The organism is Polynucleobacter necessarius (assembly GCF_900096765.1).
Lineage (GTDB): Bacteria > Pseudomonadota > Gammaproteobacteria > Burkholderiales > Burkholderiaceae > Polynucleobacter > Polynucleobacter necessarius_F.
On sequence record NZ_LT615228.1, the window covers coordinates 118,756 to 144,823 of the forward strand.

Sequence of the window (26,068 nt, forward strand, 5' to 3'; positions counted from 1 at the left end):
CCATGAAACTTGAATTGCGATTTTTTGCTTCATTGCGTGAGACCCTGGGCACTTCTCAAGAGGTGATTGAGATTCCTCCGACGGTAAAAACCATTGCGGACTTAAGAGTGCTGCTGGCACAGCGTGGCGGTGTATGGGCGCAAGCGCTGGCCCAGGGTAAAGCGCTGCGTTGTGCTCTGCATCAACATATGGTTCCTGAGAGCACTCCCTTGCAGGATGGGGCTGAGGTTGCTTTCTTTCCGCCAGTCACAGGGGGTTAAGGTGGGCAATTCCTCCATTCGGATTCAGGAAGAGGATTTTGATATCAGCGCAGAAATTGCGGCATTACGTAAAGATGATCCGCGAGTTGGTGCAGTAGTGACTTTTTTAGGTACCGTGCGCGATATGAATGACGGTAGCCCAGTCAGAGGGATGACACTGGAACATTACCCTGGCATGACTGAAAAATCCCTTGAGGAAATCATCGCCAAGACAAAGTCTCGTTGGAATATTTATCAAACTCTTGTGATTCATCGGGTTGGTCCATTGCAGCCAGAAGACCAAATTGTTCTAGTTGCTGTAACGAGCGCGCATCGCGGTGAAGCATTTACTGCTTGTGAATACATTATGGATTACCTCAAAACTGCAGCCCCCTTTTGGAAGAAAGAAGACATCCCAGATGGAGCTCGTTGGGTGGATGCTCGCGTTACTGACGAAGCTGCAATAGCTCGCTGGGAAAAATAGGTTTTATCCAATTTAAGGAAAGAGTAGAGATGAAAAAATTAATTTCATGCTTACTATGTGTGTTTAGTTTCACCGTAACCGCTGCCACTGATGGTCCAATAGTGGAAGTCGAGACAGGTCGCTTGCAAGGTGTTGTTGAGTATAATATGCAGGCATTCAAAAATATTCCTTACGCTGCTTCTCCTTCTCCTGTAGGGTCGCTGCGTTGGAGGCCGCCCCAACCAGCGTTGACTTGGAGAGGCACGCGCGATGCTAGCAAATTTGGCGATGCCTGCCCGCAATCCTTCGTTAAGAATTTAAGCGCTGGCTTAGCTTTGCCTGGCAATGAAGACTGCTTAAAACTTAATGTTTTTACACCACAAAAGCTTGGTAAAGATTTGCCAGTTATGGTGTGGATTCATGGAGGGGGCTTGCTGGTCGATGGCGCAAGAGATGCGCAATTTACGCCAATTAATTTGGTAAAAAATGGCGTGATTGTGGTGACCTTTGATTACCGCTTAGGTACATTTGGTTTTTTTGCTCCCAAAGAACTCATCGCAGAAGCAAAGGCCACGGGTGAACCAGTCAGTAACTATGGCACGATGGATCAAATTGCAGTCCTCCAGTGGGTCAAAAAGAATATTGCTGCTTTTGGTGGTGATCCCAATAATGTCACGATCTTTGGAGAGTCAGCCGGGGGTAGAAGTGTTACTTGGTTAATGGTTTCTGATGCCGCAAGAGGCTTATTTCATCGAGCGATTGCGGAAAGTGCTCAACAAAGTCCGCTACGAGGTATGACTGAGAAACGTCTTGGCATGGATTCAGAAACTGATATCGATGCTAAATATATGGCCGCCGTTGGCGCCAAGAGTCTGGCAGAAATGCGAAACATGCCAGCTAAAAAGCTAGTCTTGACTGCAGCAAATTTTGAGCAGGGTGAGTTTTGGCGGACCATTTATTGATGGACAAATTATCAAAGGCGATCCTATTCCATTATTTGCCGCGGGCAAACAAGCTAAGGTTCCATTTATGATTGGTACCAACTCCTGGGATTCAAGCTTTTTAGTTCCAGGACAGCCTGCCAATCTAAATGATTTTCTAAAAAAATTACACGAAGATCCCAAAATCATTCAAACACTTTATGCGAACGTCAAAGATCAATGCATTTTGTCTTCCGATCTCATGGGTGACATGCTCTATCGAGGCAGCACAAAACTTCTGGCCGACAGCATGAATGGTGTGGCGCCTGGCTATGCCTATTATTTTGATTACCTAACACCTAACATTAGACCCGCCTATCCAGGTGTGCCACATACATTTGAGATCAGTTATGTTTTTGGTAGTTATGGTCTGATGCCACAGGCCCCCAAGAAAGTGGAGTCTGGAGCGGAGCAGTGCGCTCTGATTGAGAAAGCCACAGCTGACCTGAAGAAAAAAGGGATTTGGTCTAAATACTGGTATCCCATTACAGATAAGAACAATCCTCAAGATCAAGCTCTATCTGAAAAAATGTCCGCAAGTTGGACGGCATTCGCAAAGACCGGAAACCCCAATGTTGGCGGACAAGCTCATTGGCCAATTTATAGTCTCAAATCTGACGTCATGAGAAATTTCTCCAATAATCCGGATGAGACCGTTACTGGATTACTCAAAGAGCGAGTTGATTACCAAATGCTTCATCTGCGAGAGATATTTGCTCTAGAGCGCCTAAAGGATGCGTTTTAATATAACTAATAATAATTTATTTCATATTAGGATTTTTCCATGATTGCCTTTAAAAAATTACTCGCATTCACGAGCCTTTCTGTTTTATCTTTGCATGCTTTTGCTCAGAGTGCTGTCAACCCCATGCCGAAAGTAGGTGATGATTGGCGTTTTTCTGCTTCGATTAATGCCTGGGCACCGGCTACCTGGGTAACGGTTACTGATAATAAGCGCGAACTCTCTAAATCAACAGTAAGCTCAATTAGCGATAACATCAACAGTGCCGGTCCGATGGCCATGTTTACTTTAGAGACTCACAAAGGAAATTGGGGTGTATTGGCTGACTTGGTTTATTGGCAGTCTAGTGGAAGTTATGGTGAAAGCCGTCCGATTTTTGGCAAGGATAATGTTCTGTATGCTTCCCAAAACGTTACTATGAAGCAAACAATGTTTACTGCTGCAGCAACGTATACAGCCTATAACTCACCCTCTCTATATTTAGACGGCTTGTTAGGAGCGAGATACATCTCCTCAACAACCTCACTCTCAAATAGTACTCAGCTTGACCATGATGGGCATGTAGTAACAACTCCTGATGGTCGCAAACTTGCAGTCGGTGGCAATCCTTCCTCTGTGTCTCAAACCACCAATCCTGTAGTAGGTTTTAAGGGGCGGGCTCGTATTATGGATAGCTCTTGGTTTATCCCGTTTTATGCAGACGTGGGTAAGGGACCAGGCCCTAATAACGGTACATGGCAAGCGTTATTAGGCGTTGGTGATGCATTTTCTTGGGGTGATGTTACTCTGGCCTATAGAGCGATGGGTTTCCATTTAAACAGCAATACAGGTACCACTAACTATACCAATGCAGGCCCACAGCTTTCAGCAACGATTAATTTCTAAAGCGTAGACTGCTCTGATCTGTTCTGATATTTAACCACCCCGCGGGGTGGTTTTTATTTAAGGGAAATTAGGATTGAAAAAAACTCAACTTTTTTGATCTAGGCAGTTGCTTTAGTTTGGCCTCGGCTTTTGAAGCTTCAGATCGATCGGGATGCTCTTGGGTTGCTAAAAGTATGACAGGCCTGCGAGCCCTGGTGTAGCGGGCGCCTTGCCCTGAGTTGTGGGCTTCCAAGCGATGCTCTAGACGGTTGGTGATTCCAGCATAGTAGCTGCCATCAGAGCATTCAAGAAGGTAAACAAGCCAGGTCAAAATAGGTTGAATTAGGGTTAAAAAGGGGCTCAGAAAGCCTTGAAATTGGCAATATTGCCCTTACTATAGATAGAAATACGCGAAATTGAGTGAGGCATATGAGGAGGCATATGAGGCATAAAAATGAGAATAGATAAATTAACCACCAAGTTTCAAGAGGCTTTGAGCGAGGCACAGAGTATTGCTTTAGTCAAAGATAACCAATACATCGAGCCAGCCCATGTAATGTTGGCAATGTTGCGTGATTCTGATGGCGCAGCAAAAAGTCTTTTAACTCGTGCAGGCGTCAATGTCGCTGGTTTAGAGAAGGGTGTTGAAAAGATTATTAATAATCTCCCTGAGGTTCAAGGCACCAGCGGTGAGGTTCAGGTTGGCCGTGACTTAAGTAATTGGCTGAACTTATGTGAAAAAGAGGCCAATAAACGGAATGATCAGTTCATTGCTGGTGAACTTTTCTTATTAGTTGCAGCCGATGACAAGGGCGAGCTTGGCAAAGTAGCGCGTGAAAATGGTTTAAATCGAAAATCGTTAGAGGCGGCTATTGATTTAGTTCGCGGAGGAGAGTCAGTGAATAGTGCAGATGCCGAGGGTCAGCGTGAGGCCCTCAAGAAATACACCGTTGATTTAACTGAGCGTGCTCGTATGGGCAAGTTAGACCCAGTGATTGGACGCGACGATGAGATCCGTCGCACCATTCAGATCTTGCAGCGCCGTGGCAAAAATAATCCAGTCTTAATTGGTGAGCCGGGTGTTGGTAAGACTGCCATTGTGGAAGGCTTAGCTCAGCGTATTGTCAATGGTGAGGTTCCTGAAACCCTCAAAGACAAGCGTGTCTTGGTATTGGATATGGCTTTACTCTTAGCGGGCGCAAAGTATCGTGGCGAATTCGAAGAGCGTTTAAAGGCTGTACTGAGCGATGTCGCCAAAGATGAAGGCCAGACCATTATCTTTATTGATGAGATTCATACAATGGTTGGTGCCGGCAAAGGCGATGGCGCAATGGATGCTGGCAATATGCTCAAGCCTGCATTGGCTCGCGGCGAATTGCATTGCATTGGCGCAACTACTTTGGATGAATATCGCAAGTACATTGAAAAAGATCCTGCGCTTGAGCGTCGTTTTCAGAAAGTCATGGTTGAAGAGCCTAGCGTTGAGGCAACCATAGCCATCTTACGTGGTTTGCAAGAGCGCTATGAGCTTCATCATGGTATTGAAATTACAGACCCTGCTATTGTGGCTGCGGCTGAACTCTCTCACCGCTACATCACCGATCGCTTCCTACCAGATAAGGCTATCGACTTAATTGACGAGGCTGGTTCACGTATTCGGATGGAAATTGATTCCAAGCCTGAAGTAATGGATAAGCTCGATCGCCGTTTGATTCAGCTCAAGATTGAGCGTGAAGCAGTCAAGAAGGAAAAAGATGAGGCCTCGCAGAAGCGTCTCGGGTTAATTGAAGAAGAGATTAAGCGTCTCGGAGCTGAGTATGCTGACTTAGAAGAGATATGGAAGGCTGAAAAAGGTGCTGTATTGGGCGCCGCCAATATCAAAGAAGAGATTGAGAAGGTCAAGGCCGAGATTTCTAAATTGCAGCGCGAAGGCAAGCTCGAAAAAGTGGCTGAGCTGCAATATGGAAAATTACCAGAGTTGGAGGCTAAGCTTAAATCTGCAGCAGCAGCTGAAGCCAAGGGCGATAAAAATGGCGTAGTGAAGAACAAACTCTTACGCACCCAAGTAGGCGCTGAAGAAATTGCTGAAGTCGTTTCTCGGGCAACGGGTATTCCAGTTTCCAAAATGATGCAAGGCGAGCGTGACAAGTTGCTCAAGATGGAAGAGCTCTTGCACAAGCGTGTGGTTGGTCAAGAAGAGGCTATTCGTGCGGTATCCGATGCTATTCGTCGCTCACGCGCTGGTTTGGCTGAGGAGAATCGTCCCTATGGATCCTTCTTGTTCCTCGGGCCTACTGGCGTTGGTAAAACCGAGCTATGTAAAGCTCTGGCTGGTTTTTTGTTTGATAGCGAAGATCATTTGATTCGTATCGACATGAGTGAGTTCATGGAAAAGCATAGTGTTGCACGTCTGATTGGTGCACCTCCAGGCTATGTTGGATATGAAGAGGGTGGATATCTCACTGAGCAAGTGCGTCGTCATCCTTATAGCGTAATTTTGTTTGATGAGATTGAGAAAGCTCATCCAGATGTCTTTAACGTTCTATTGCAAGTATTGGATGATGGTCGTTTGACTGATGGTCAGGGTCGCACCGTCGATTTTAAAAACACGGTGATTGTGATGACTAGCAATATTGGGTCTCAACTCATTCAGTCGATGGCTGATAAGAAACAGGCTGAGATTAAAGAGGCTGTATTTGAAGAGCTGAAGAATCACTTCCGTCCAGAGTTCTTGAACCGAATTGATGAGATCGTAGTCTTCCATGGTTTGGATAAGGGCAATATTGCCAATATTGCGAAGATTCTGCTCAGAAACTTGTCAGATCGCTTGGCACGTGTAGATATGCAACTCGAAGTGAGTGATGCGGCATTAAGCAAGATTGCCGAGGTTGGTTTTGATCTAGTCTTTGGCGCAAGGCCGCTCAAGCGTGCAATTCAGCAGCATATTGAAAACCCAGTGTCTAAGATGATTCTTGAGGGTAAATTTGGTCCTAAGGATGTTGTTCCAGTAGATGTGGATGACAAAGGTGAATTTAGCTTTACTCGTCAGGTTCACTAGTAATCGTTCTGCGGGGATTTCTCTGCGCCAGTAAACTCGGTACATGACTGTTGCGCTCAGTAGGCGTGCCAGTGATGTCCGGGTTATTGGTCTTATTAGCCTAGCTCACGGCAGCTCACATTTCTTTCATTTAATTCTTCCTTCCATGTTTCCATGGTTGAAAGATGCTTTTGCATTGAGCTATGCTGAGTTAGGATTGCTGATGTCAATCTTCTTTGTGGTCTCTTGCCTTGTTCAAGCCTCCTCAGGATTTTTAGTTGACCATATTGGCGCCAGGCCTGTGCTATTTGCTGGAGTCGGTTTATTAGCGATAGCTGCATTGACATATTCTCAAAGTACCGGTTACCCCATGTTGATCTTGGGCGCAGTCATTGCAGGTTGCGGTAACGGCATTTTTCATCCGGTTGATTACACGCTCATCAATCACAAAGTCTCTGCACCGAATTTGCCATATGCCTACTCCATGCATGGTGTCACAGGTTATTTAGGCTGGGCTGCTGCGCCCGCATTTATGGTGGCAATAGCGCAAGTATCAGATTGGCGTATTGCATTCTTGTCAGCCGCTGCTCTGGAGGCTTTGATCCTATTGGTTCTCTGGCTCTATAAGTATTACTTGGTGGATGATTTAAAAGAGCGTCATGAGCAGACTCAAGTGGATACGCAAGATAGCCATTCGAGTGCGCAAAAAACGAGTCCATTTGCTTTTCTAAAGTTATCGGCAGTATGGTTATGCTGGGTTTTCTTTTTCTTCAGTATGGCCTCCACTTCAAGTTTGCAATCCTTTGCTCCTAGCGCTCTCTTTAGCATTTATCAAACACCTTTGGCAGTGGGAAGTTATTTTATTACGCTATTAGCATTGGGTAGTGCAGTAGGAGTTTTATTTGGGGGATATTTAGCGGCTAAGTTGCAAGCTCCAGAGCGCATTGTGTCTAGCTGTCTATCATTAACGATTCTTGCCTGTTTACTTCTCGCAACGGGAATCATTTCTCATTCATGGCTCCCTGTTTTATTTATTGGGCTTGGATTTGGTTATGGCGTAGTAGCGCCTTCACGAGATCTCTTAGTAAAAAATGCAACTCCTAAAGGGGTGGCTGGTCGTGTGTATGGCATTGTTTATTCCGGCATTGACTTGGGTGCTGCAGTAGGGCCATTTATCTTTGGATTCTTTATGGATTCTGGCCTTCCGAAGGCGCTCTTTATGGGTATTGCTGTATTTCAACTGATGGTGATTCCGACCGTGTTTAAGGTTTCATCTAGCACTACCCCTAAAACGGTCTAGGTAATCTACAGAATTTTCATAATATGAAATGTTATTACACTGCGTAAAATGCAGTGCAATAAGATGTACTTTGTTTTATTTTGAGAGATGGATAGTCATTCCATATTGCAAAAATACATCTCTAAGTATTTGAAATATAACTATTAAATAATTTCAAGAAATTTTTTATTTCCCCTTGCCTGGTTTTTTAAACTCTCTAAACTCTTATATAAGACATAAGACTCAAAACGGTCTTTAAGGCCCACAAATTTTGAAGTACTTGTTTAACTTAGGGAGAAAAACATGGCAGATCGCAAAGCAGAAATTGAAGCGCTACAAAAAGACTGGGATACCAATCCACGCTGGAAAGGTATTACTCGTGGTTACACAGCAGAAGATGTTGTACGTCTGCGTGGTTCATTAAAGATTGAGCACACTTTAGCTAAGCATGGCGCAGAGCGTCTCTGGGATTTGGTAAATAACGAAGCTTACGTGAACTGCTTGGGTGCTTTGACTGGCGGTCAAGCAATGCAACAGGTTAAAGCTGGTATTCAAGCGATTTACCTCTCAGGTTGGCAAGTTGCTGCGGATGGTAATTCTTATGCAGCAATGTATCCAGATCAATCTTTGTATCCAGTGGACTCAGTTCCAAAGATGGTAGAGCGTATCAATAACTCTTTCCAACGTGCAGATGAAATCCAAACTGCAAAAGGTATTAACCCAGGCGATCCTGGTTATATCCAGTACTTTGCTCCAATTGTTGCTGATGCAGAAGCAGGTTTTGGTGGCGTATTGAATGCATTTGAATTAAGCAAGGCATTAATCAAGCAAGGTGCTGCTGGCGTTCACTTTGAAGACCAATTATCTTCGGTTAAGAAATGCGGTCACTTAGGTGGCAAGGTATTGTTGCCAACTACCGAGTCTGTTCAAAAATTGATTTCTGCACGTTTAGCTGCTGACGTCATGGGTGTTCCAACCATCATCTTGGCTCGTACTGATGCTGAGGCTGCTGACTTGTTGACATCGGATTATGATGAAAACGATAAGCCATTCTTGACAGGTGAGCGTACTCCTGAAGGCTTCTACAAAACCCGTAAAGGCTTGGATCAAGCGATCTCACGTGGTTTGGTTTATGCAGCCTACGCTGATATGGTTTGGTGTGAAACTGGTACACCTGATCTTGAATTTGCGCGCCTATTTGCTGAAGCAATTCGTGCGAAGTTCCCAGGCAAGATGTTGGCTTACAACTGCTCACCATCTTTCAACTGGAAGAAAAACTTGGATGATGCAACGATTGCTAAGTTCCAGCGTGAGTTGGGCGCGATGGGTTACAAATATCAATTTATTACTCTCGCTGGTATTCACTCAATGTGGTACAACATGTACGACTTGGCGCAAGACTACTCTAAGCGCGGCATGACTGCTTACGTTGAGAAAGTTCAAGAGCCAGAATTTGCTGCACGTGATCGTGGCTACACCTTCGTTTCACACCAGCAAGAAGTTGGTACCGGTTACTTTGACGATGTAACAACCGTCATTCAAGGTGGTAAGTCTTCAGTTATTGCATTGACTGGTTCTACTGAAGAAGAGCAGTTCCATTAAGAATCCCTAAGTAGTTTGTAGTAGCAGTAAGCACCAATACTGCCTCGGCATCTAAATTACCCCACAAGGGTGACTTAGATGCCGTTTTCGTTTACATTCTTTCCATGACTAATTGCGTACTTTGTGAAGATGATCTCAAGCCTGAAGAAGGCGTTTTGATCTGGCGCGGCGATTATTGTCGTGTCGTCTTGGTGAATGATCCTGATCTACCTGGTTTTTGTAGGGTAATCTGGAACCCTCATGTTGCTGAAATGTCTGATCTCACCTATGGAGAGCGAGATCACATCATGTCTTTGGTGTTTGCTGTTGAAGAGGCTATTCGTCAGGTCATGGATCCAGATAAGATTAATTTGGCTGCTTTAGGCAATATGGTTCCGCACATTCATTGGCACATTATTCCTAGGTTTAAGGATGATGCATTTTTCCCTGGATCGGTCTGGTCTGTGAGAGTACAGGAGACCCCTAAAGTCTCGTTGGAAGCACGAAAGGCGCTGGCTGAGCAGTTACCTGCGGCAATTCGCGCCACCATTTCTCAAATGCATTAAATTAGTATTTATTCAGCAAAAAGCTGAAATGCAATGCCCATAATAAAAAATAGACGGAGACGGAAGTGATAGACAAAATCATTCCTAGCGTGGCCCAAGCCGTGCAGGATATTGCCGATGGCTCGACCATATTGGTTTCAGGTTTTGGTGGAGCAGGATTGCCAATTTATCTATTAGATGCTTTGGCAGAGCAGGGCGCAAAGAATTTAACGATCATTAGCAATAATGCGGGTAACTCCGGCATTGGTATTGCTAAGCTCATTGGCAGGGGTCAAGTGAGTAAGGTGGTGTGCTCTTTTCCACGCCAACCAGAATCGGGTGCCTTTGATGACTTATATCGTGCCGGCAAGATTGAGCTGGAGTTAGTTCCCCAGGGTACTCTTGCCGAGCGTATTCGCGCAGGTGGAGCAGGTATTGGCGGTTTTTATACGCCAACCGGTTTTGGCACTGAGCTTGCCAAAGGAAAAGATACTCGCGTGATTGATGGCATCAATCATATTTTTGAGACGGCGATTAAGGCTGACTATGCCTTGATCAAAGCCGACAAGGGTGGTCGTTGGGGTAATCTCACCTATCATCGTACTGGCCGCAATTTTGGGCCGATTATGGCAACCGCTGCTCGTTGCACGATTGCTCAGGTCAATCAAGTAGTGGAGTTGGGTTCCTTGGATCCTGAGGCGATTGTGACCCCGGGCATTTTTGTAAAGCGCGTTGTGCTGGTGGAGGGGAAATCATGATTGATTTGACTAAAGTACAAAAGCGCTCAACGGCTGATATTGCCAAACGGATTGTGCAAAACATTCCGGATGGAGCACACGTGAATTTAGGAATTGGTCAGCCAATGACCATCTGTAATTACTTGCCTCCAGATAAAGAAATCTTGATGCACTCCGAAAATGGTTTGCTAGGTATGGGCCCATTGGCCAAAGAACACGAGATTGACGAAGAGCTCGTCAATGCTGGCAAGCAGCCTGTGACTATGCTACCTGGCGCATCGCTTTGCCACCATGCTGACTCTTTCGTGATGATCCGAGGTGGACATATTGATATCTGTGTATTAGGTGCATTTCAGGTGTCAGTGAAGGGTGATATTGCCAATTGGCGTACAGGCGATCCAAAAGCAATTCCGGCAGTGGGTGGTGCCATGGATTTGGCCTTGGGTGCCAAGAAGCTTTTTGTCATGATGGAGCATCTGACTAAGGCGGGTGAATCTAAGCTAGTGAATGAATGTACTTATCCATTGACTGCATTAGCTGCGGTGGATTGCATTTATACAGATTTAGCAACCATTGCTGTAACACCGGATGGTTTGGTGGCAATTGATTGGGTAGATGGTATGAGTTTTGATGAGTTAGTAGAGCTCAGTGGCGTACCAATGCGTCAGGTCCAAAAATAAATTTGTATCCATCGATGCAATTGAAAAGCCTTTTACCAATCATTGCCTTTTGGATAGGCATGGGATTTGGGATTTGTCCCGTTGGTGCTGCAGATGCATCACCTTCATACCCCAACAAACCTATCCATTTAATTGTAGGATTTTCTCCTGGCGGCTCTGCTGATGCTGTTGGTCGGGCTTTGGCGGAGGGTTTATCAAATCGTCTAGGCCAGCCAGTGGTTGTAGAAAATAAAGCTGGTGCGAACGGAAACATAGCAGCAGAGTATGTGTCGCGTGCAAACCCCGATGGTTATGTTTTGTATTTCCCATCGATTGGTCATGCGGTCAATGCATCTTTGTACAAAAACTTGCCATACGATCCTGTAAAAGATTTCACGGCCATTGGTGGCGTATTTTCAGCTCCCAATATGTTGATTGTTCCAATGAACTCGCCCTATAAATCTATTAAGGAGCTGATTGCTGCGGGTAAAGCCAATCCCGGAAAACTGACCTTTGCTTCTAGTGGTAGCGGTACCTCTGTGCATCTTTCAGCTGTGCTCTTTGAGAAGATGGCCAAGATTGACATGATTCATGTTCCCTACAAAGGTACAGGCAATGCCTTGCCTGATGTGATTTCTGGTCAGGTAGATATGAGCTTTCCGAATCTGCCAAGCGCTTTGCCACATGTCAAAGCCGGAAATCTTAGAGCGCTTGGTGTGACAACCGCAAAACGATCTAGCGCTGCACCCAATATCCCAGCGATTGCTGAATCTGGCTTGCCTGGTTACGACATGGCAACTTGGTATGGATTAGTTGCGCCTGCAAACTTGCCCTTAGATATTCGCAATCGATTGAATAAAGAATTACAAAGTATTTTGGCTGATCCTAAGTTCAAAGATAAACTCATTGCGCAAGGCGCAGATCCTATGCCAGGAACACCAGAACAATTTTCTCAATTCATTAAAGCGGAAATTGAGAAATGGCGTAAGCTCATTGCGCAATCCCAAATTACAGTCGATTAATTATTAGTAGTGCAATATTTCAAAAGGGAATATTTATGTCATTTGGCTCTAACGCTTGCATTGCTGGAATATATGAGCACCCCTTAAGAGTGGCGCCTAACCATACCGTTGCTCAGTTGCATGCAGAGGTCGCGCGTGGCGCCTTGTTGGATGCTGGCCTGACTTTGGATGATGTTGATGCTTACTTTTGTGCAGGCGATGCTCCTGGCATGGGCCCTGTATCGATGGCTGATTACTTGGGTTTAAAAAAGTTGAAGTATTTAGATTCAACAGATACTGGCGGATCATCCTATTTGACTCATGTGAATCACGCAGCGCGCGCAATTGCTGCTGGGCAGTGCAAAGTGGCTTTAATTACTTTGGCAGGTCGTCCAAAATCTGAAGGCTCTAGTGGTACGCAAGTGCGTAGTCAATATGCCAGTGCTCCTGACTTTGCTTTTGAAAAACCGTACTCACCAGCACCACTCAATACCTATGCCATGTGCGCGATGCGCCATATGTACGAATTTGGAACAACTAGTGAACAGTTGGCATGGATCAAGGTGGCCGCCTCTCACCATGCCCAGCACAATCCTAATGCTGCACTCAAAGAGGTATTAACGGTTGAGGATGTATTGAACTCCCCAATGATTGCCGATCCCTTGCATCGTGCAGATTGCTGTGTGGTTACTGATAGCGGTGGTGCACTGGTGGTGGTACACCCAGATATTGCGAAGACTTTAAAAAAACCAGTGGTCACCATGATGGGTGCTGGCGAAACGACCAAAGGTCAAATGGGCGGTAAGGTTGATTTGACCTATTCTGGTTTAGCTTGGGCTGCGCCATTAGCATTTAAAGAGGCTAAGCTCACCCCTGAACAAATTCGTTATGCCTCTATCTACGATAGCTTCACTATCACCGTCCTAATTCAGCTTGAGGATCTAGGCTTTTGTAAAAAAGGTGAGGGTGGTAAGTTTGTAGAGGGTGGCCAACTCATTTCAGGTAAAGGCAAACTTGCCTTTAACACCGACGGTGGTGGTTTATGCAACAACCATCCTGCCAATCGCGGCGGTATGACGAAGGTTATCGAAGCAGTGAGACAGTTACGTGGTCAAGCGCATCCAGCAGTGCAGGTGCCTAATCTGGAGTTTGCGCTTGCCTCAGGTATCGGTGGTGCACTGGGAACAAGACATGGCGCAGCCGTATTAATTTTGGGGAGATTGCAATGAGTCAAACGAATAAAGAGAATGCAGAGCATCGTCTGCCAAGCCCAATCAGCAATCCAGAAAATAAAGCTTTCTGGGAGGCTGCTCAGAATAATCATCTAGTGCTTAAGAAATGCTATTCTTGTAAAGAAGTGCATTACTACCCACGAACTATCTGTCCGCATTGTGGAAGTGAGGATACTACTTGGGTTAAATCTGAAGGTGTAGGAGAAATCTATTCTTATACGGTGATGCGCCGCGGCGTAGAAGTGCCGTTTGCCATGGCTTATGTTCGTTTACAAGAGGGCATCTCGCTACTTACCCATTTGGCGAACTGCAATTTTGATTCGATTCGGGTAGGGCAAAAGGTGAAGGTAGTCTTTCAAGAAACCCAAGATGGGCAAAAGACCCATCTTTTTGAACCTATTTAAATATTTACTTAAACGAGCCTATTGAGGGCCTCGAGATAATTCTCGGGATTAAGCGGCTTGCCCTCTCTTTGAGATTCCCACATCACCTGACCTAAGCACTCCATCATCAGATGTTGTGCTTCGTGTTGAGAGCCCACTTTTTGTGTGAGTTTTTCACTGATCTCTTGTATGCCTGGTGGCTGGTTGATCGAGATTTGCTCGCTAATCGATAGATGCATAGACAAGTGCAAGAATGGATTTGTTTCGCCACGCTCAGGTGTGTAGTCTTGCTCTAGCGCACCTTCGGGATCAGTAAGCAAAGCGTGATATTCGGGGTGCTCTTGCATCCAGTCGCCAGCCAAGGTCTCCATGGGATCTAGGATGTGATTTTCGGTTTTTTTCTTCCAGGTGTCACAGAAAAAGCGTCGCACCTCTGCACGGGTTGGATTAAATATCGCCACGAACTTTTCCTTTGCCAGTTTTTTGCTTGAAGCCACACAGTGGTTCAACTATACATTGCGTACATTCTGGATTGCGAGCTTTGCATGTATATCTACCGTGTAGGATGAGCCAGTGGTGTGCATCATGAAGATATTCTTTGGGGACTCGCTTGAGCAGTTGCTCCTCCACTTTTAATACATCCTTACCGGGAGCTAGCCCAGTACGATTGGAGACGCGAAAGATGTGAGTATCAACAGCAATCGTGGGCTGTCCAAATGCAGTATTGAGGATAACGTTGGCAGTTTTTCTGCCAACACCGGGCAGCGCCTCTAACTCTTCTCTCGTTTGGGGAACTTGGCCACCATGTTTTTCAAGTAGGAAACGGCAAGTTTCCTGGATATGTTTGCCTTTGGAGTTAAAAAGTCCAATGTGTTGAATAAAGGGTCGCACACCTTCCTCGCCAAGATCGAGTAAGGCTTGGGGAGTATTGGCAACCTTGAATAGTTTGCGTGTGCCTTTATTCACTGATACATCAGTTGCTTGCGCCGATAAAAGTACTGCAATGAGTAATTCAAAAGGGGAGCTGTATTCAAGCTCAGTTTCCGGTTTGGGATTATTGGCCTTGAGTTGCTCAAAAAAAGCACATCGCTTTTCTAGATTCATCATTGTTTTTGTTGTGCCCTTGCAATTGCAGCTGCAATGATGGCGCGTTTACGCTCTTTTTCTGCCTCTTCCTCACTGGATGAGGGAGGTGCGTTGCTAAGAGCTGCTAATTTAGCGGCCGCTTTCTTGGCTAGGCGCTCATCATTATCTTTTTGCTCTCGATCTAGGCGTTGAGTGCGATCGTGATAGCGTCTTCGCGCTACATTCGCTAACTCAGAAGTCCACGCATTCCAGCCAGTTTGCTTGCCAGTGACATCAATCATAGATATGCAGTCAACAGGGCATGGCGGTATGCATAGATCGCAACCCGTGCACCATTCAGTCAGAACTACATGCATTTGCTTGGAGGCGCCTACGATGGCATCTACTGGACAGGCTTGAATGCAGAGTGTGCATCCAATACATTTTTGTGGATCGATGAATGCTACTGGCCGAGGGCGCTCAAGGCCGCATGCTGGATCAATCGTGGGGTTGAGCTCAAAGGCATCTTGGGGGTAGATGGGAGTCAGGATTTTGCTGAGCCTTTTGATTCCCTCTACGCCGCCGGGCGGGCAGCGATTGGGAAGGGCTTCGCCACTAGCTAAAGCCTGTGCATATCCTCGGCAATCTGGATACCCGCATTTAGTACATTGAGTTTGCGGAAGAATATCTTCTAGGCGATCAGCAAGTTCGTTCGCCTGATGGATTTTCATGAAATGGCTAGTTCCTAGTTAAATGAGAGACGCTAGGTCTCTCATTTTCTTTGCTTTACTCAGCGCCTAGTTTTGGTAAGCGCGCTTTATTTTTTCTTTGGACGGGCTGGTGAGCTCGAATAAACGATTTAATTTTTGGGTAAACCTTTTCGCGCCAGCGACGTCCAGCAAATATGCCGTAGTGACCAGCCCCCGCAACTTCATAATGATCTTTATGATCTTTTGGAATACCAACACATAGGCCATGAGCCGAGCGTGTCTGTCCACTTCCAGAGATATCATCCAATTCACCTTCAACAGTCAAAAGGGCAGTCTCTTTAATATCCTGCGGTTTCACTAGCTTGCCAGCAACTTCCCAGGCACCATTTGGTAATGAATAGTCTTGGAATACAGTTTTGATCGTATCAAGATAGAACTTCGCATCCAAATCCAAAACCGCGTTGTATTCGTCATAGAAACGAATGTGCGCCTCGGCATCTTGTTCATCACCCTTCACTAGATTTTGGAAGTAATCCCAGTGAGACTGCAAATGGTTTTGCGGATTCATGGCAATAAAGCCGGTGTGTTGCAAGAATCCTGGATATACACGACGGCCGGCACCTGGATAAGTAGGCGGTACTTTATAAATCACACGGCTTTCAAACCACTCATGAGATTTTTGTTCGGCCAGGTTGTTAACGGCGGTTGGAGATTTACGTGCATCGATTGGGCCACCCATCATGATCATCGATGCAGGAGTGGCTTCACCAGCGGATGCCATTAAGGAGATAGCACCCAAGGTTGGAACGGTGGGTTGGCAAACGGAGATCACATGTAAATCTTCAGCACCGATGTGACGAATAAACTCTTGAACATAGTGAACGTAATCATCAAGACCAAATTCACCTTCCTTTACTGGAACATTGCGCGCATCGACCCAATCAGTGATGTAGACCTTATGATCTTGTAAGAGCGTGCGGACTGTGTCGCGTAATAAAGTGGCGTGATGGCCAGATAGTGGTGCAACTACGAGCACCACCGGATCTTCTTTTAGCTTCTTAATAATAGTTTCAACATCATCTGAAAATCGCTTGAAACGAACCAGGTTGCAGAATGGCTTGGCTACAGCAACCCTTTCGTGGATGGCAACTTCACTGCCGTGCGCCATCACTGAGTGAATACCAAATTCTGGCTTTTTATAGTCTTTGCCAAGACGATAGAGAAGTTCATAGCTAGCAGCTAAACGCTCTGGCCCAGGAACCTTGGATGCTGGATTAGAGGTATTAATAAAAGCCTCAGATGCAGCTCGAGCCCATGAGCTCATTGGTTGAAGTAAAGCCTTTTGGAATTCGTGTAACTGATAGAGCATTGGTACCTCCTGAAAATCTATGAAGCCGTTAATTGAGCTCTTTAAGCCAATACGCGGGCGATGGCTTTGGCTACCTTATCAATGTTTTTGGTATTGAGGGCAGCTACGCAAATGCGGCCAGTAGAGAGGGCATAAATGCCATCCTCTTTTTGTAAACGATCTACTTGTTCAGCAGTTAAGCCGGAGTAAGAAAACATACCGCGTTGTTTTTCAATAAAAGCAAAATCTTGCTTCACGCCAGCAGCTGCTAATTTTTCTACCAAACCATGACGCATTGCTTTGATACGATCACGCATCTGTGCCAACTCGTCTTCCCAGAGTTTGCGTAACTCAGGAGAATTCAAAACAGCAGCAGCAATGGCGGCGCCATGAGTGGGTGGGTTGGAATAGTTTGTACGAATCACGTGTTTAAGTTGTGAGAGCACACGAGTAGATTCATCCTTGCTTTGGGTCACGATGGAGAGGGCTCCTACACGCTCACCATATAAGGAGAATGACTTCGAGAAAGAGCTTGATACAAAGAAAGACATGCCAGACTCAGCAAAGAGGCGAACCGCGATACCATCTTGCTCAATGCCCGCAGCAAAGCCTTGGTAAGCCATATCCAGGAAGGGAATCAGACCTTTGTTCTTGCAGATATCAATCACTTGACGCCACTGCGCTTCAGTAATGTCGGCGCCAGTTGGGTTGTGACAGCAGGCGTGTAATAGAACAGTGGTGTTCTTTGGGAAAGACTCCAGCGATTTCACCATGCCATCAAAATCAACGCCACGTGTATTGCCGTCAAAGTAGGCGTACTCAATTACTTCAAAGCCAGCAGATTCAAAAATGCCGCGATGGTTTTCCCAGGTGGGATTGCTGATGGCACAAGGGGCATTGAGATTCAAGCGCTTAATAAAATCAGCGCCAACACGAAGGGCGCCAGTACCGCCTAAGCATTCGGCAGTGACTACGCGACCGTCTTTAATCAGTGAAGAGTCTGCGCCGAACAATAAGTTTTGCACTGCACTGTTGTATGGGTTTGGACCTTCAATTGGGATGTAGCTACGTGGTGCATGTTTTGCGACGATCGCTTCTTCTGCTTTGATGACTGCCTGCAGTAAAGGCACCTTGCCTTCATCTGTGTAGTAAACGCCAACACCTAAGTTCACCTTGTCTGGGCGTTGATCAGCAACGAAGGCTTCGGTGAGGCCAAAAATAGGGTCTTTAGGGGCTAATTGAACAGAGGCAAACAGGGTCATTTGGGGTCGAGGATCGTGGTTAGTAGTGAATTAAGGGTGGCTTTGTGATTAATTGACGTTAAATTGAGCTTAATTGTCTGTTTTTGAAGTTAGATCAAACTATTTCTAAATAAAAACGGCAAAATCATTGTTTGTACAAAATTCTCTGTGAATAAATCTCACAGTTAAAATGATAGCCGAGATGCCCCCTAAGTCACTCAAAATTGCTGCAAAAGCAGAAGCAAAAGAAGTACCAAAAACGCCCATCGCTGACCCCTTGGGCGAGGTGGGGCACGACCTAGATCCAGCAAAGTTTGTGAGCTTCCCGGGCTCCCCTTATCAGCTGTATCAGCCTTTTCCGCCCGCTGGGGACCAGCCTGGGGCGATTGATGCCCTGGTGGAGGGGGTGGAGGATGGACTGACCTTTCAGACCCTTCTAGGGGTTACGGGCTCCGGGAAGACCTTCACGATGGCCAATGTGATTGCCAGAACAGGGCGCCCGGCTATTATATTTGCCCCAAACAAGACCTTAGCAGCTCAGTTATATAGTGAATTTAGAGAGTTTTTCCCCAAAAACGCGGTTGAGTATTTTGTTAGCTACTACGACTATTACCAGCCAGAGGCCTATGTTCCTCAGCGCGATCTCTTTATTGAGAAAGATTCTTCGATTAATGAACACATCGAGCAGATGCGCTTGTCTGCAACCAAGAGTTTGCTAGAGCGTCGTGACGTCATTATTGTTGCGACCGTTTCAGTGATTTACGGTATCGGCAATCCAGGCGACTATCACAGCATGGTGATGACATTGCGCCCGGGCGACAAAATGAGTCAGCGCGATATTTTGATGCGATTAATTGCGATGCAATACGATCGCAACGAAATGGATTTCAAGCGCGGGGTATTTCGTGTGCGTGGTGACACCATTGATATTTTCCCCGCTGAGCATAATGAATTAGCAGTTCGCGTTGAATTATTTGATGATGTAGTGGAGAGTTTGCAATTTTTTGATCCACTTACTGGAAAGATTCGCCAAAAGATTCCACGCTTTACGGTTTACCCGAGTTCGCACTATGTCACGCCACGCGAAACGGTGCTCAAAGCAATTGAAACAATTAAAGAAGAATTACGCACCCGACTTGACGAGTTTGTTATTGTTAAAGACGGTAAGTTGGTAGAAGCGCAACGCTTGGAACAGCGCACCCGTTTCGATTTAGAAATGCTCAATGAGCTCGGTTTTTGTAAGGGAATTGAAAACTACTCCCGTCACCTCTCGGGCGCCGCTCCAGGGGAGGCCCCGCCTACCTTGGTGGATTATCTACCCAACGATGCCCTGATGTTCTTGGATGAGAGTCACGTGCTAATTGGTCAGCTGAATGCCATGTACAACGGTGACAAATCTCGTAAACATACCTTGGTGGAATTTGGTTTCCGATTACCTTCAGCGATGGATAACCGACCACTGAAATTTACGGAATTTGAAACGAAGATGCGTCAAACCATTTTTGTTTCTGCAACACCTGCTGAATATGAGAATACACACCAAGGTCAAGTGGTAGAGCAAGTGGCTCGTCCGACAGGATTGGTTGATCCGGAAATTGAGGTATTGCCAGCCACTACCCAAGTCGATGATTTGCTCAGTCAGATTCATGAGCGAGTCAAAGCGGGTGAACGCGTTTTGGTGACAGTATTAACAAAACGCATGGCAGAGCAGTTAACCGATTTCCTCTCTGACAATGGCGTGAAAGTGCGTTACGTGCACTCTGATATTGATACTGTAGAGCGTGTTGAAATTTTGCGTGATTTACGTTTGGGCGTATTTGATGTCCTAGTGGGTATCAACTTATTACGTGAAGGTTTAGATATTCCAGAAGTCTCTTTAGTAGCGATTTTGGATGCCGATAAAGAAGGTTTCTTGCGTTCTGAGCGCTCCTTGATTCAAACGATCGGACGTGCTGCCCGTAACGTACATGGCAAAGCAATCCTCTATGCGGACCGGGTCACGGATTCCATGCGTCGTGCCATGGGTGAAACTGAGAGGCGTCGAAGCAAGCAGATTGCTTTTAATCAGCTCCATGGTATTGAGCCCAAAGGTGTCCAAAAACGCATTAAGGACATTATTGATGGGGTGTATGACATCAAAGAGAAGCGCCAGGAGATGCAGGTTGAGCAAGAGCGGGCTCGCTATGAGGATATGAGCGAGAAGGATTTGGCTAATGAAATCAAGCGTTTAGAAAAACAGATGAATGCCGAAGCCAAGAATCTAGAGTTTGAAAAGGCGGCCAGCACCCGAGATCGACTCACCAAGGTCAAGGAAATGGCCTTTGGCGCTAGGTCTAGGGACTCCGTTTGAGGACCACTTAATTCCTGGCCGTTAAGAGGGATTTTTGGGATAATTCCCGAGCAGTTTGCTGGGTCTTATGGTAAAGTTGAGCGGAATGGTCGGGTATTACCCGCCCGACTGTTAGCTGTCCATAACAATCCATTACCAAGGTGACATATGAGACTTACAACCAAAGGTCGTTTTGCAGTAACCGCAATGATAGATTTAGCCCTGCGTGAAACGCATGGCCCTGTAACTTTAGCCGGCATTAGCCAAAGACAGAAGATTTCCCTTTCTTATCTCGAGCAGCTCTTTGGCAAATTGCGTCGCTTCAATATCGTTGAGAGCACACGTGGACCAGGCGGCGGATACACCTTGGCTCGTCCTTCTACCGAAGTGAGCGTTGCTGACATCATCGTGGCGGTTGACGAGCCGCTAGATGCTACTCAGTGCGGCGGCAAGGGCAACTGTCATAGCGAGGAAGAAAGCCATGGTCGTTGTATGACTCATGATCTTTGGAGCAATCTCAATGCCAAGATGGTTGAGTACCTCAGTTCAGTCACACTGAAAGATTTAGTCCAGCAACAAGAGGGGCGCGGAATTGTGATTCAGGATATGCGCCAAAAGAAAGTCAAAGTTGAAAGTGTCAAAGCTGAAAAGACAGCGCCAGCACTTGCAGCTAAAAAAGAAGTTGCTCCTAAAGCGCCATTAGTTAATTCAGTTTTCAATTTGGCGCGGCAGAGTTAAGCGATCTAATCAGCAGCACTACATAACTACAAAATAAACCATGAACGCACCACAAGACATTCCTCAACAACCGGTTCCGATGTTTAGTCCTAAACACTTTCCGGTCTACATGGACTATTCGGCTACTACGCCGATTGATCCTCGTGTGGTCGATAAGATGTTGCCTTACTTGCGCGAGCAATTTGGCAATGCCGCTTCTCGTAGTCACGCCTATGGCTGGGCTGCTGAAGAGGCTGTCGAGTGGGCGCGTTCGGAAGTGGCTCAATTGGTACATGCCGATCCAAGAGAGATTGTGTTTACTAGTGGCGCTACTGAGAGCATCAATTTAGCGCTCAAAGGCGCCGCTCATTTCTATAAAGAGCGCGGTAACCACATCATTACTGTGAAGACGGAACACAAAGCCACCTTAGATACTTGTCGCGAATTAGAGCGCGAAGGTTTTGAAGTGACTTACTTAGATGTCTTGCCTAACGGCTTAATTGATTTCGCGCAATTAGAGACTGCTATGAAGCCCGGTACGATTTTGGCTTCTGTGATGTATGCCAATAATGAGATTGGTGTTGTGCAGAATATTCTAGCGATTGGCGAGCTATGCCGTTCTCGTGGCGTGATTTTTCATGTGGATGCCGCGCAAGCTACTGGAAAAGTAGAAATTGATTTAGAGAAGATCAAAGTTGATTTGATGAGTTTTTCAGCTCACAAGACTTATGGCCCTAAAGGCATTGGCGCTTTGTTTGTGCGTCGTAAGCCCCGTATTCGTATTGAAGCGCAGATTCATGGTGGTGGCCATGAGCGCGGTATGCGTTCCGGTGCTTTGGCGGTTCATCAAATTGTGGGTATGGGTGAGGCTTTTCGTATTGCTCGCATTGAGATGGCGGAAGAAAATAAACGTATCCGCGCATTGCGCGATCGTTTATTGGCTGGACTGAAAGATATCGAAGAGGTTTATGTCAATGGCGATATGGATGACCGTGTACCTCATAACCTGAACATTAGTTTCAACTATGTTGAAGGGGAATCGATGATGATGGCGCTCAATGGTCTGGCGATCTCTTCTGGTTCTGCATGTACTTCTGCTTCCTTAGAGCCTTCTTATGTATTACGCGCCTTAGGTCGCAATGATGAATTGGCTCATAGCTCCATTCGTTTCACATTAGGTCGCTTTACTACCGAAGAAGAAGTGGATTTCACGATCAAATTGGTCAAAGAGAAGATTGCGAAGTTGCGTGAGTTGTCTCCATTATGGGAAATGTACAAAGACGGAATCGACTTGAGCACGATTCAATGGGCTGCACACTAAAAGATATTGAGAAAGATTAAAGAGGAAATACCATGGCATACAGTGAAAAAGTAATCGACCACTATGAAAATCCCCGGAACGTAGGTTCATTCGAAAAGGGTGATACCAGTGTTGGTACTGGCATGGTTGGCGCGCCTGCTTGCGGCGACGTGATGAAGTTGCAAATTCGCGTCAATGATCAAGGCGTTATTGAAGATGCTAAGTTCAAGACTTATGGCTGCGGCTCTGCGATTGCCTCTTCTTCCCTCGTCACTGAGTGGGTGAAGGGCAAGACTTTGGATCAAGCGCTTGAGATTAAGAACTCATTGATCGCAGAAGAGTTGGCTTTGCCTCCAGTCAAAATTCATTGCTCTATCCTGGCTGAAGATGCCATCAAAGCAGCGGTTGCTGACTATAAAGAAAAGCATCCTGCAAAATAAAAGACGGAAGCAATCAATATGGCAATAACCTTAACCGAAAAAGCTGCAAAGCACGTCAACCGCAATTTAGAAAAGCGCGGCAAGGGCTGCGGTTTGCGTTTGGGTGTGCGCACAACGGGTTGCTCTGGATTGGCTTATCAATTGGAGTATGTTGATGAGCCTGCTGCTGAGGATCAAGTATTTGAGTCTAATGGCGTAAAAGTATTTGTTGATCCTAAGAGTTTGGCCTATTTGGATGGTACCCAATTAGATTTTGTCCGCGAGGGTTTGAACGAAGGCTTCAAGTTCCAAAATCCAAACGTAAAAGACGAGTGTGGTTGTGGTGAATCCTTCCGCGTCTGACGATTACTTCAAATTTTTCGGTATACAACAGCAATTCAATATCGATTTGCCTGCATTAGATCAGGCTTATCTGGCTATTCAGAAAGAAGTTCACCCGGATCGTCATGCGCGGGGAAGTGAAACTGAGCAATGCCTTGCGATGCAAATGGCAACTTTAGCTAATACTGCGTTTCAAACACTCAAGAATCCCATTGATCGCGGCCTCTATATTTGTCAGCTTCATGGGGTTGATGCCAAACTCGAAACCAACACTGCTATGCCAGCGGCTTTTCTAATGAAGCAAATGGAATGGCGCGAAAGTCTTGATGAGCAAGCAGAAGATTTGTCTGCCTTAGAAGCCTTGATGGAAGAGGTTGAGGAGTCAAAATCTGAAACCATGATTGAAATTACCCAGGCTATTGATGGCGCTAAAAATTACACACGGGCAGCCGAGCTGCTTCGTGGTTTGCTCTTTATCGATAAGTTTGCAGTTGAGCTTGACGACACCCATTGCTGAATTAATCTAGGTAGCACAAGCTAAACTCTATTTCTTATGGCCTTATTACAAATCTCTGAACCTGGTAAATCCCTTGCGCCGCATCAGCGACGGATTGCTGTCGGCATTGATTTGGGAACCACTAATTCTTTGGTGGCCATTGTGAAGGATGCATTACCTAAGGTATTGCCAGATGAACAGGGTCGTGAGTTGTTGCCGTCGGTTGTGCGTTACTTGCCCAACGGGCGCACTCAAGCTGGATTTGAGGCGCTTGAGAGTGTTGTGATAGATCCAAAAAATACGATTGTCTCGGTTAAACGTTATATGGGCCGTGGCTTAACTGATATCGAGCACATCGAGAGTGCTCCTTATGATTTTGTCGATCAACCCGGCATGCTCAAGCTCAGAACGGTTGCTGGTGACAAAAGTCCGATTGAAGTTTCTGCAGAAATTTTAGCGCGCCTGCGTCAACTTGCTGAAGACTCGGTCAATGATGAGATTGTTGGTGCCGTTATTACTGTGCCAGCTTATTTTGATGATGCTCAGCGTCAAGCAACAAAAGATGCTGCCAAGTTAGCGGGCATTGAAGTCTTGCGTTTACTCAATGAGCCTACTGCTGCAGCGATTGCCTATGGTTTAGATAACGCCTCTGAGGGCGTCTATGCTGTCTACGATTTAGGTGGCGGTACTTTCGATATCTCTATTTTGCGCATGAGTAGGGGCGTTTTTGAGGTGCTTTCTACTGGCGGTGACTCTGCCTTAGGCGGAGATGACTTTGATCATCGCCTGTATTGCTGGGTGATTGAGCAAGCTAAGCTGCCTCCGCTATCTGTCCATGATCACCGCACACTTTTGCAGGCCTGCAAACATGTCAAAGAACAGTTAAGCCATAACCCATTAGCGCGCGTACATGAGACGCTAGCCGATGGCACAGTAGTTAATGTCGGAATAAGTCAGGCGCAGTTTTTTGAGATTACTCAAAATTTGGTGACCAAGACTCTAATGGCTTGCAAAAAAGCCTTGCGTGATGCTGGCCTGAAGGCTGAGGATGTTAAAGGTGTCGTCATGGTGGGTGGCTCTACTCGTATGCCAAATGTACAGCGTGCGGTGAGCGAGCTATTTGGTACGCAGCCTCTGAATAACTTAAATCCAGATCAAGTAGTTGCTCTTGGAGCCGCTATGCAAGCCGACCTATTGGCTGGCAATCAAAGCAAGGATGATGAGTGGCTCTTATTGGACGTTATCCCACTATCTCTTGGTATTGAAACCATGGGTGGCTTGGTTGAAAAAATTATTCCTCGCAATACACCGATTCCGGTTGCTAGGGCACAGGACTTTACCACCTTTAAAGATGGTCAAACTGCTTTAGCGATTCAGGTGGTGCAGGGTGAGCGCGAACTGGTGCAAGACTGTCGTTCTTTAGGTCGATTTGATTTGCGTGGAATTCCAGCAATGGCTGCGGGTGCAGCGCGTATTCGTGTCACTTTTCAGGTAGATGCAGATGGCTTACTCTCAGTGAGTGCTACAGAGCAAGGCTCTGGTGTGCAAGCCTCAATTGACGTCAAGCCATCCTATGGCTTGACGGATGCAGAAATTACCCGCATGTTGCAAGACGGATTTGCATCAGCAAAAGAAGATCTTCTCTCAAGATCTTTGCGTGAAGAACAGGTTAATGCGCAACGTTTATTGGATGCCGTGCAAACTGCTTTAAATAGTGATCGCGCCTTGCTAAACGCAGAAGAACAAGCTCTCATTGATCAAGAGATGGCGACTTTGCAAAAGATACTCAATGAAGAAACAGACAGTGCGGTAGTGCGTAAAGCAGTCGATCATGCCGCTAAAGCAACCGATGAATTTGCGCAAAGGCGGATGAATAGCAGTATTCAGAAAGCGTTGTCGGGTAAGAATGTGGCAGAGATCTAATCTCTTATCAAAATCTATTAATCAAAAAAATTATGACTCAAATCGTTGTACTTCCCCATAGTGAATATTGCCCCGAAGGAGCAGTGGTCGAAGCTGCACCTGGCACTTCGATTTGCGAGGCTTTGCTAGAGAACGATATTCCGATTGAGCATGCTTGCGATATGGTGTGTGCATGCACTACTTGCCATGTGATTATTAAAGAGGGGTATCAAAGTCTTAACCCACCTGATGAGAACGAAGAGGATATGCTCGATCGCGCTTGGGGTCTGAATCCTCAGTCCCGTTTATCCTGTCAGGCGATATTGGCTCGGCAAGATTTAGTAATTGAAATCCCCAAATACTCGATTAATCACGCCAAAGAGGGTCATTAATTGCACCAATTTAGTGCAGTAAGCATGATAAACAAGCATATCGAAATTGAGCAAGCAAAGTTAGG

Annotated in this window: 28 protein-coding genes; 22 read left to right on the top strand and 6 right to left on the bottom strand. The window is 45.9% G+C overall.

The features are described from left to right. Positions 1-2: 2 nt before the first annotated feature. The 5 genes from moaD to DXE33_RS00685 are packed head-to-tail and all read left to right on the top strand — an operon-like array spanning position 3 to position 3,309. Positions 3-260, top strand: coding sequence for a molybdopterin converting factor subunit 1 (gene moaD / locus DXE33_RS00665; protein WP_114638201.1), 258 nt, complete (start codon positions 3-5; stop codon positions 258-260). Position 261: 1 nt separating this feature from the next. Further along, positions 262-723, top strand: a complete 462-nt coding sequence (gene moaE / locus DXE33_RS00670) for a molybdopterin synthase catalytic subunit MoaE (protein WP_231970274.1) — start codon at positions 262-264, stop codon at positions 721-723. A 29-nt stretch (positions 724-752) separates the two neighbouring features. Continuing rightward, positions 753-1,664 (top strand): carboxylesterase family protein, encoded by a 912-nt coding sequence (locus tag DXE33_RS10320; RefSeq protein ID WP_114638203.1) that lies wholly within the window; start codon positions 753-755, stop codon positions 1,662-1,664. Continuing rightward, on the top strand, positions 1,639-2,427 hold the full coding sequence (locus DXE33_RS10325; RefSeq protein ID WP_162785385.1) for a carboxylesterase family protein: 789 nt from the start codon (positions 1,639-1,641) through the stop codon (positions 2,425-2,427). The genes DXE33_RS10320 and DXE33_RS10325 overlap by 26 nt, the downstream gene beginning before the upstream one ends. A 39-nt stretch (positions 2,428-2,466) precedes the next feature. After that, positions 2,467-3,309 (top strand): hypothetical protein, encoded by an 843-nt coding sequence (locus tag DXE33_RS00685; RefSeq protein ID WP_114638205.1) that lies wholly within the window; start codon positions 2,467-2,469, stop codon positions 3,307-3,309. A gap of 67 nt (positions 3,310-3,376) precedes the next feature. Here DXE33_RS00685 and DXE33_RS00690 read toward each other — a convergent pair whose 3' ends face one another. Then, positions 3,377-3,619 carry a GIY-YIG nuclease family protein gene (locus tag DXE33_RS00690; protein WP_114638206.1) on the bottom strand — a complete coding sequence of 81 codons (243 nt, stop codon included), beginning with the start codon at positions 3,617-3,619 and terminating at the stop codon, positions 3,377-3,379. A 123-nt stretch (positions 3,620-3,742) separates the two neighbouring features. Between DXE33_RS00690 and clpB the strand changes: the two genes are divergently transcribed. The 9 genes from clpB to DXE33_RS00735 all read left to right on the top strand — a co-directional run bounded on the left by clpB (position 3,743) and on the right by DXE33_RS00735 (position 13,763). Next, the gene (gene clpB, locus DXE33_RS00695) at positions 3,743-6,346 is read left to right on the top strand and encodes an ATP-dependent chaperone ClpB (protein WP_114638207.1); all 2,604 of its coding nucleotides are present in this window, start codon (positions 3,743-3,745) and stop codon (positions 6,344-6,346) included. Positions 6,347-6,389: 43 nt separating this feature from the next. Then, positions 6,390-7,625: an MFS transporter gene (locus DXE33_RS00700; RefSeq protein WP_114638208.1), complete on the top strand. Its 1,236-nt coding sequence runs from the start codon at positions 6,390-6,392 to the stop codon at positions 7,623-7,625. A 282-nt stretch (positions 7,626-7,907) separates the two neighbouring features. Next, a complete protein-coding gene (gene aceA, locus DXE33_RS00705) occupies positions 7,908-9,206 on the top strand; it encodes an isocitrate lyase (RefSeq protein WP_114638209.1) in 1,299 nt (432 codons plus the stop codon). A gap of 104 nt (positions 9,207-9,310) precedes the next feature. Then, complete coding sequence (locus tag DXE33_RS00710; RefSeq protein WP_114638210.1) at positions 9,311-9,751, top strand: HIT family protein; 441 nt, start codon at positions 9,311-9,313, stop codon at positions 9,749-9,751. A 65-nt stretch (positions 9,752-9,816) separates the two neighbouring features. After that, the gene (locus DXE33_RS00715) at positions 9,817-10,488 is read left to right on the top strand and encodes a 3-oxoacid CoA-transferase subunit A (protein WP_114638211.1); all 672 of its coding nucleotides are present in this window, start codon (positions 9,817-9,819) and stop codon (positions 10,486-10,488) included. Further along, positions 10,485-11,147, top strand: coding sequence for a 3-oxoacid CoA-transferase subunit B (locus DXE33_RS00720; protein WP_114638212.1), 663 nt, complete (start codon positions 10,485-10,487; stop codon positions 11,145-11,147). Before DXE33_RS00715 ends, DXE33_RS00720 begins: the two co-directional genes overlap by 4 nt. A gap of 14 nt (positions 11,148-11,161) precedes the next feature. After that, the gene (locus tag DXE33_RS00725; protein WP_231970275.1) at positions 11,162-12,148 is read left to right on the top strand and encodes a tripartite tricarboxylate transporter substrate binding protein; all 987 of its coding nucleotides are present in this window, start codon (positions 11,162-11,164) and stop codon (positions 12,146-12,148) included. A 35-nt stretch (positions 12,149-12,183) separates the two neighbouring features. Beyond that, complete coding sequence (locus DXE33_RS00730; protein WP_114638213.1) at positions 12,184-13,356, top strand: thiolase domain-containing protein; 1,173 nt, start codon at positions 12,184-12,186, stop codon at positions 13,354-13,356. Next, positions 13,353-13,763: a Zn-ribbon domain-containing OB-fold protein gene (locus DXE33_RS00735; RefSeq protein WP_114638214.1), complete on the top strand. Its 411-nt coding sequence runs from the start codon at positions 13,353-13,355 to the stop codon at positions 13,761-13,763. The genes DXE33_RS00730 and DXE33_RS00735 overlap by 4 nt, the downstream gene beginning before the upstream one ends. A gap of 8 nt (positions 13,764-13,771) precedes the next feature. Here the strand turns inward: DXE33_RS00735 and DXE33_RS00740 are convergent, their stop codons facing one another. The 5 genes from DXE33_RS00740 to DXE33_RS00760 are packed head-to-tail and all read right to left on the bottom strand — an operon-like array spanning position 13,772 to position 18,127. Then, positions 13,772-14,203 carry a DUF1841 family protein gene (locus tag DXE33_RS00740; protein ID WP_174222275.1) on the bottom strand — a complete coding sequence of 144 codons (432 nt, stop codon included), beginning with the start codon at positions 14,201-14,203 and terminating at the stop codon, positions 13,772-13,774. Next, positions 14,190-14,846: an endonuclease III gene (gene nth / locus DXE33_RS00745; protein ID WP_114639673.1), complete on the bottom strand. Its 657-nt coding sequence runs from the start codon at positions 14,844-14,846 to the stop codon at positions 14,190-14,192. Before nth ends, DXE33_RS00740 begins: the two co-directional genes overlap by 14 nt. Further along, positions 14,846-15,538, bottom strand: coding sequence for an electron transport complex subunit RsxB (gene rsxB / locus DXE33_RS00750; RefSeq protein ID WP_114638215.1), 693 nt, complete (start codon positions 15,536-15,538; stop codon positions 14,846-14,848). The genes nth and rsxB overlap by 1 nt, the downstream gene beginning before the upstream one ends. Before the next feature lie 55 nt (positions 15,539-15,593). Beyond that, positions 15,594-16,886, bottom strand: a complete 1,293-nt coding sequence (locus tag DXE33_RS00755) for a polyhydroxyalkanoate depolymerase (protein ID WP_114638216.1) — start codon at positions 16,884-16,886, stop codon at positions 15,594-15,596. Positions 16,887-16,927: 41 nt separating this feature from the next. Further along, on the bottom strand, positions 16,928-18,127 hold the full coding sequence (locus DXE33_RS00760; protein WP_114638217.1) for an amino acid aminotransferase: 1,200 nt from the start codon (positions 18,125-18,127) through the stop codon (positions 16,928-16,930). A gap of 169 nt (positions 18,128-18,296) precedes the next feature. Here DXE33_RS00760 and uvrB point away from each other — a divergent pair, with 169 nt between their 5' ends. The 8 genes from uvrB (at position 18,297) to fdx (ending at position 26,003) form a co-directional block, all read left to right on the top strand. Further along, the gene (gene uvrB / locus DXE33_RS00765) at positions 18,297-20,456 is read left to right on the top strand and encodes an excinuclease ABC subunit UvrB (protein WP_114638218.1); all 2,160 of its coding nucleotides are present in this window, start codon (positions 18,297-18,299) and stop codon (positions 20,454-20,456) included. A 147-nt stretch (positions 20,457-20,603) separates the two neighbouring features. Beyond that, positions 20,604-21,173 (top strand): Fe-S cluster assembly transcription factor, encoded by a 570-nt coding sequence (locus tag DXE33_RS00770; RefSeq protein ID WP_114638219.1) that lies wholly within the window; start codon positions 20,604-20,606, stop codon positions 21,171-21,173. A gap of 40 nt (positions 21,174-21,213) precedes the next feature. After that, on the top strand, positions 21,214-22,473 hold the full coding sequence (locus tag DXE33_RS00775; RefSeq protein WP_114638220.1) for an IscS subfamily cysteine desulfurase: 1,260 nt from the start codon (positions 21,214-21,216) through the stop codon (positions 22,471-22,473). 32 nt (positions 22,474-22,505) lie between these two features. Beyond that, positions 22,506-22,892 carry a Fe-S cluster assembly scaffold IscU gene (gene iscU / locus DXE33_RS00780; protein ID WP_114638221.1) on the top strand — a complete coding sequence of 129 codons (387 nt, stop codon included), beginning with the start codon at positions 22,506-22,508 and terminating at the stop codon, positions 22,890-22,892. 18 nt (positions 22,893-22,910) lie between these two features. Continuing rightward, positions 22,911-23,234 carry an iron-sulfur cluster assembly protein IscA gene (gene iscA / locus DXE33_RS00785; RefSeq protein ID WP_114638222.1) on the top strand — a complete coding sequence of 108 codons (324 nt, stop codon included), beginning with the start codon at positions 22,911-22,913 and terminating at the stop codon, positions 23,232-23,234. Next, positions 23,212-23,730 (top strand): Fe-S protein assembly co-chaperone HscB, encoded by a 519-nt coding sequence (hscB, locus tag DXE33_RS00790; RefSeq protein ID WP_114638223.1) that lies wholly within the window; start codon positions 23,212-23,214, stop codon positions 23,728-23,730. The genes iscA and hscB overlap by 23 nt, the downstream gene beginning before the upstream one ends. Before the next feature lie 36 nt (positions 23,731-23,766). Further along, complete coding sequence (gene hscA / locus DXE33_RS00795; RefSeq protein WP_114638224.1) at positions 23,767-25,632, top strand: Fe-S protein assembly chaperone HscA; 1,866 nt, start codon at positions 23,767-23,769, stop codon at positions 25,630-25,632. 32 nt (positions 25,633-25,664) lie between these two features. Further along, on the top strand, positions 25,665-26,003 hold the full coding sequence (gene fdx / locus DXE33_RS00800) for an ISC system 2Fe-2S type ferredoxin (protein WP_114638225.1): 339 nt from the start codon (positions 25,665-25,667) through the stop codon (positions 26,001-26,003). The last annotated feature ends 65 nt before the right edge of the window (positions 26,004-26,068 follow it).

Bases quoted from the DNA above. Each gene is read 5' to 3' on its own strand.
- DXE33_RS00735 (WP_114638214.1), top strand. From the start codon at position 13,353: ATGAGTCAAACGAATAAAGAGAATGCAGAGCATCGTCTGCCAAGCCCA.
- aceA (WP_114638209.1), top strand. From the start codon at position 7,908: ATGGCAGATCGCAAAGCAGAAATTGAAGCGCTACAAAAAGACTGGGAT.
- DXE33_RS00710 (WP_114638210.1), top strand. From the start codon at position 9,311: ATGACTAATTGCGTACTTTGTGAAGATGATCTCAAGCCTGAAGAAGGC.
- DXE33_RS00700 (WP_114638208.1), top strand. From the start codon at position 6,390: ATGACTGTTGCGCTCAGTAGGCGTGCCAGTGATGTCCGGGTTATTGGT.
- moaD (WP_114638201.1), top strand. From the start codon at position 3: ATGAAACTTGAATTGCGATTTTTTGCTTCATTGCGTGAGACCCTGGGC.
- DXE33_RS00725 (WP_231970275.1), top strand. From the start codon at position 11,162: ATGCAATTGAAAAGCCTTTTACCAATCATTGCCTTTTGGATAGGCATG.
- DXE33_RS00685 (WP_114638205.1), top strand. From the start codon at position 2,467: ATGATTGCCTTTAAAAAATTACTCGCATTCACGAGCCTTTCTGTTTTA.
- DXE33_RS00755 (WP_114638216.1), bottom strand. From the start codon at position 16,886: ATGCTCTATCAGTTACACGAATTCCAAAAGGCTTTACTTCAACCAATG.
- clpB (WP_114638207.1), top strand. From the start codon at position 3,743: ATGAGAATAGATAAATTAACCACCAAGTTTCAAGAGGCTTTGAGCGAG.
- nth (WP_114639673.1), bottom strand. From the start codon at position 14,846: ATGAATCTAGAAAAGCGATGTGCTTTTTTTGAGCAACTCAAGGCCAAT.
- DXE33_RS00730 (WP_114638213.1), top strand. From the start codon at position 12,184: ATGTCATTTGGCTCTAACGCTTGCATTGCTGGAATATATGAGCACCCC.
- iscA (WP_114638222.1), top strand. From the start codon at position 22,911: ATGGCAATAACCTTAACCGAAAAAGCTGCAAAGCACGTCAACCGCAAT.
- DXE33_RS00775 (WP_114638220.1), top strand. From the start codon at position 21,214: ATGAACGCACCACAAGACATTCCTCAACAACCGGTTCCGATGTTTAGT.
- iscU (WP_114638221.1), top strand. From the start codon at position 22,506: ATGGCATACAGTGAAAAAGTAATCGACCACTATGAAAATCCCCGGAAC.
- DXE33_RS00770 (WP_114638219.1), top strand. From the start codon at position 20,604: ATGAGACTTACAACCAAAGGTCGTTTTGCAGTAACCGCAATGATAGAT.
- uvrB (WP_114638218.1), top strand. From the start codon at position 18,297: ATGATAGCCGAGATGCCCCCTAAGTCACTCAAAATTGCTGCAAAAGCA.
- DXE33_RS00720 (WP_114638212.1), top strand. From the start codon at position 10,485: ATGATTGATTTGACTAAAGTACAAAAGCGCTCAACGGCTGATATTGCC.
- DXE33_RS00760 (WP_114638217.1), bottom strand. From the start codon at position 18,127: ATGACCCTGTTTGCCTCTGTTCAATTAGCCCCTAAAGACCCTATTTTT.
- fdx (WP_114638225.1), top strand. From the start codon at position 25,665: ATGACTCAAATCGTTGTACTTCCCCATAGTGAATATTGCCCCGAAGGA.
- DXE33_RS10320 (WP_114638203.1), top strand. From the start codon at position 753: ATGAAAAAATTAATTTCATGCTTACTATGTGTGTTTAGTTTCACCGTA.
- hscA (WP_114638224.1), top strand. From the start codon at position 23,767: ATGGCCTTATTACAAATCTCTGAACCTGGTAAATCCCTTGCGCCGCAT.
- rsxB (WP_114638215.1), bottom strand. From the start codon at position 15,538: ATGAAAATCCATCAGGCGAACGAACTTGCTGATCGCCTAGAAGATATT.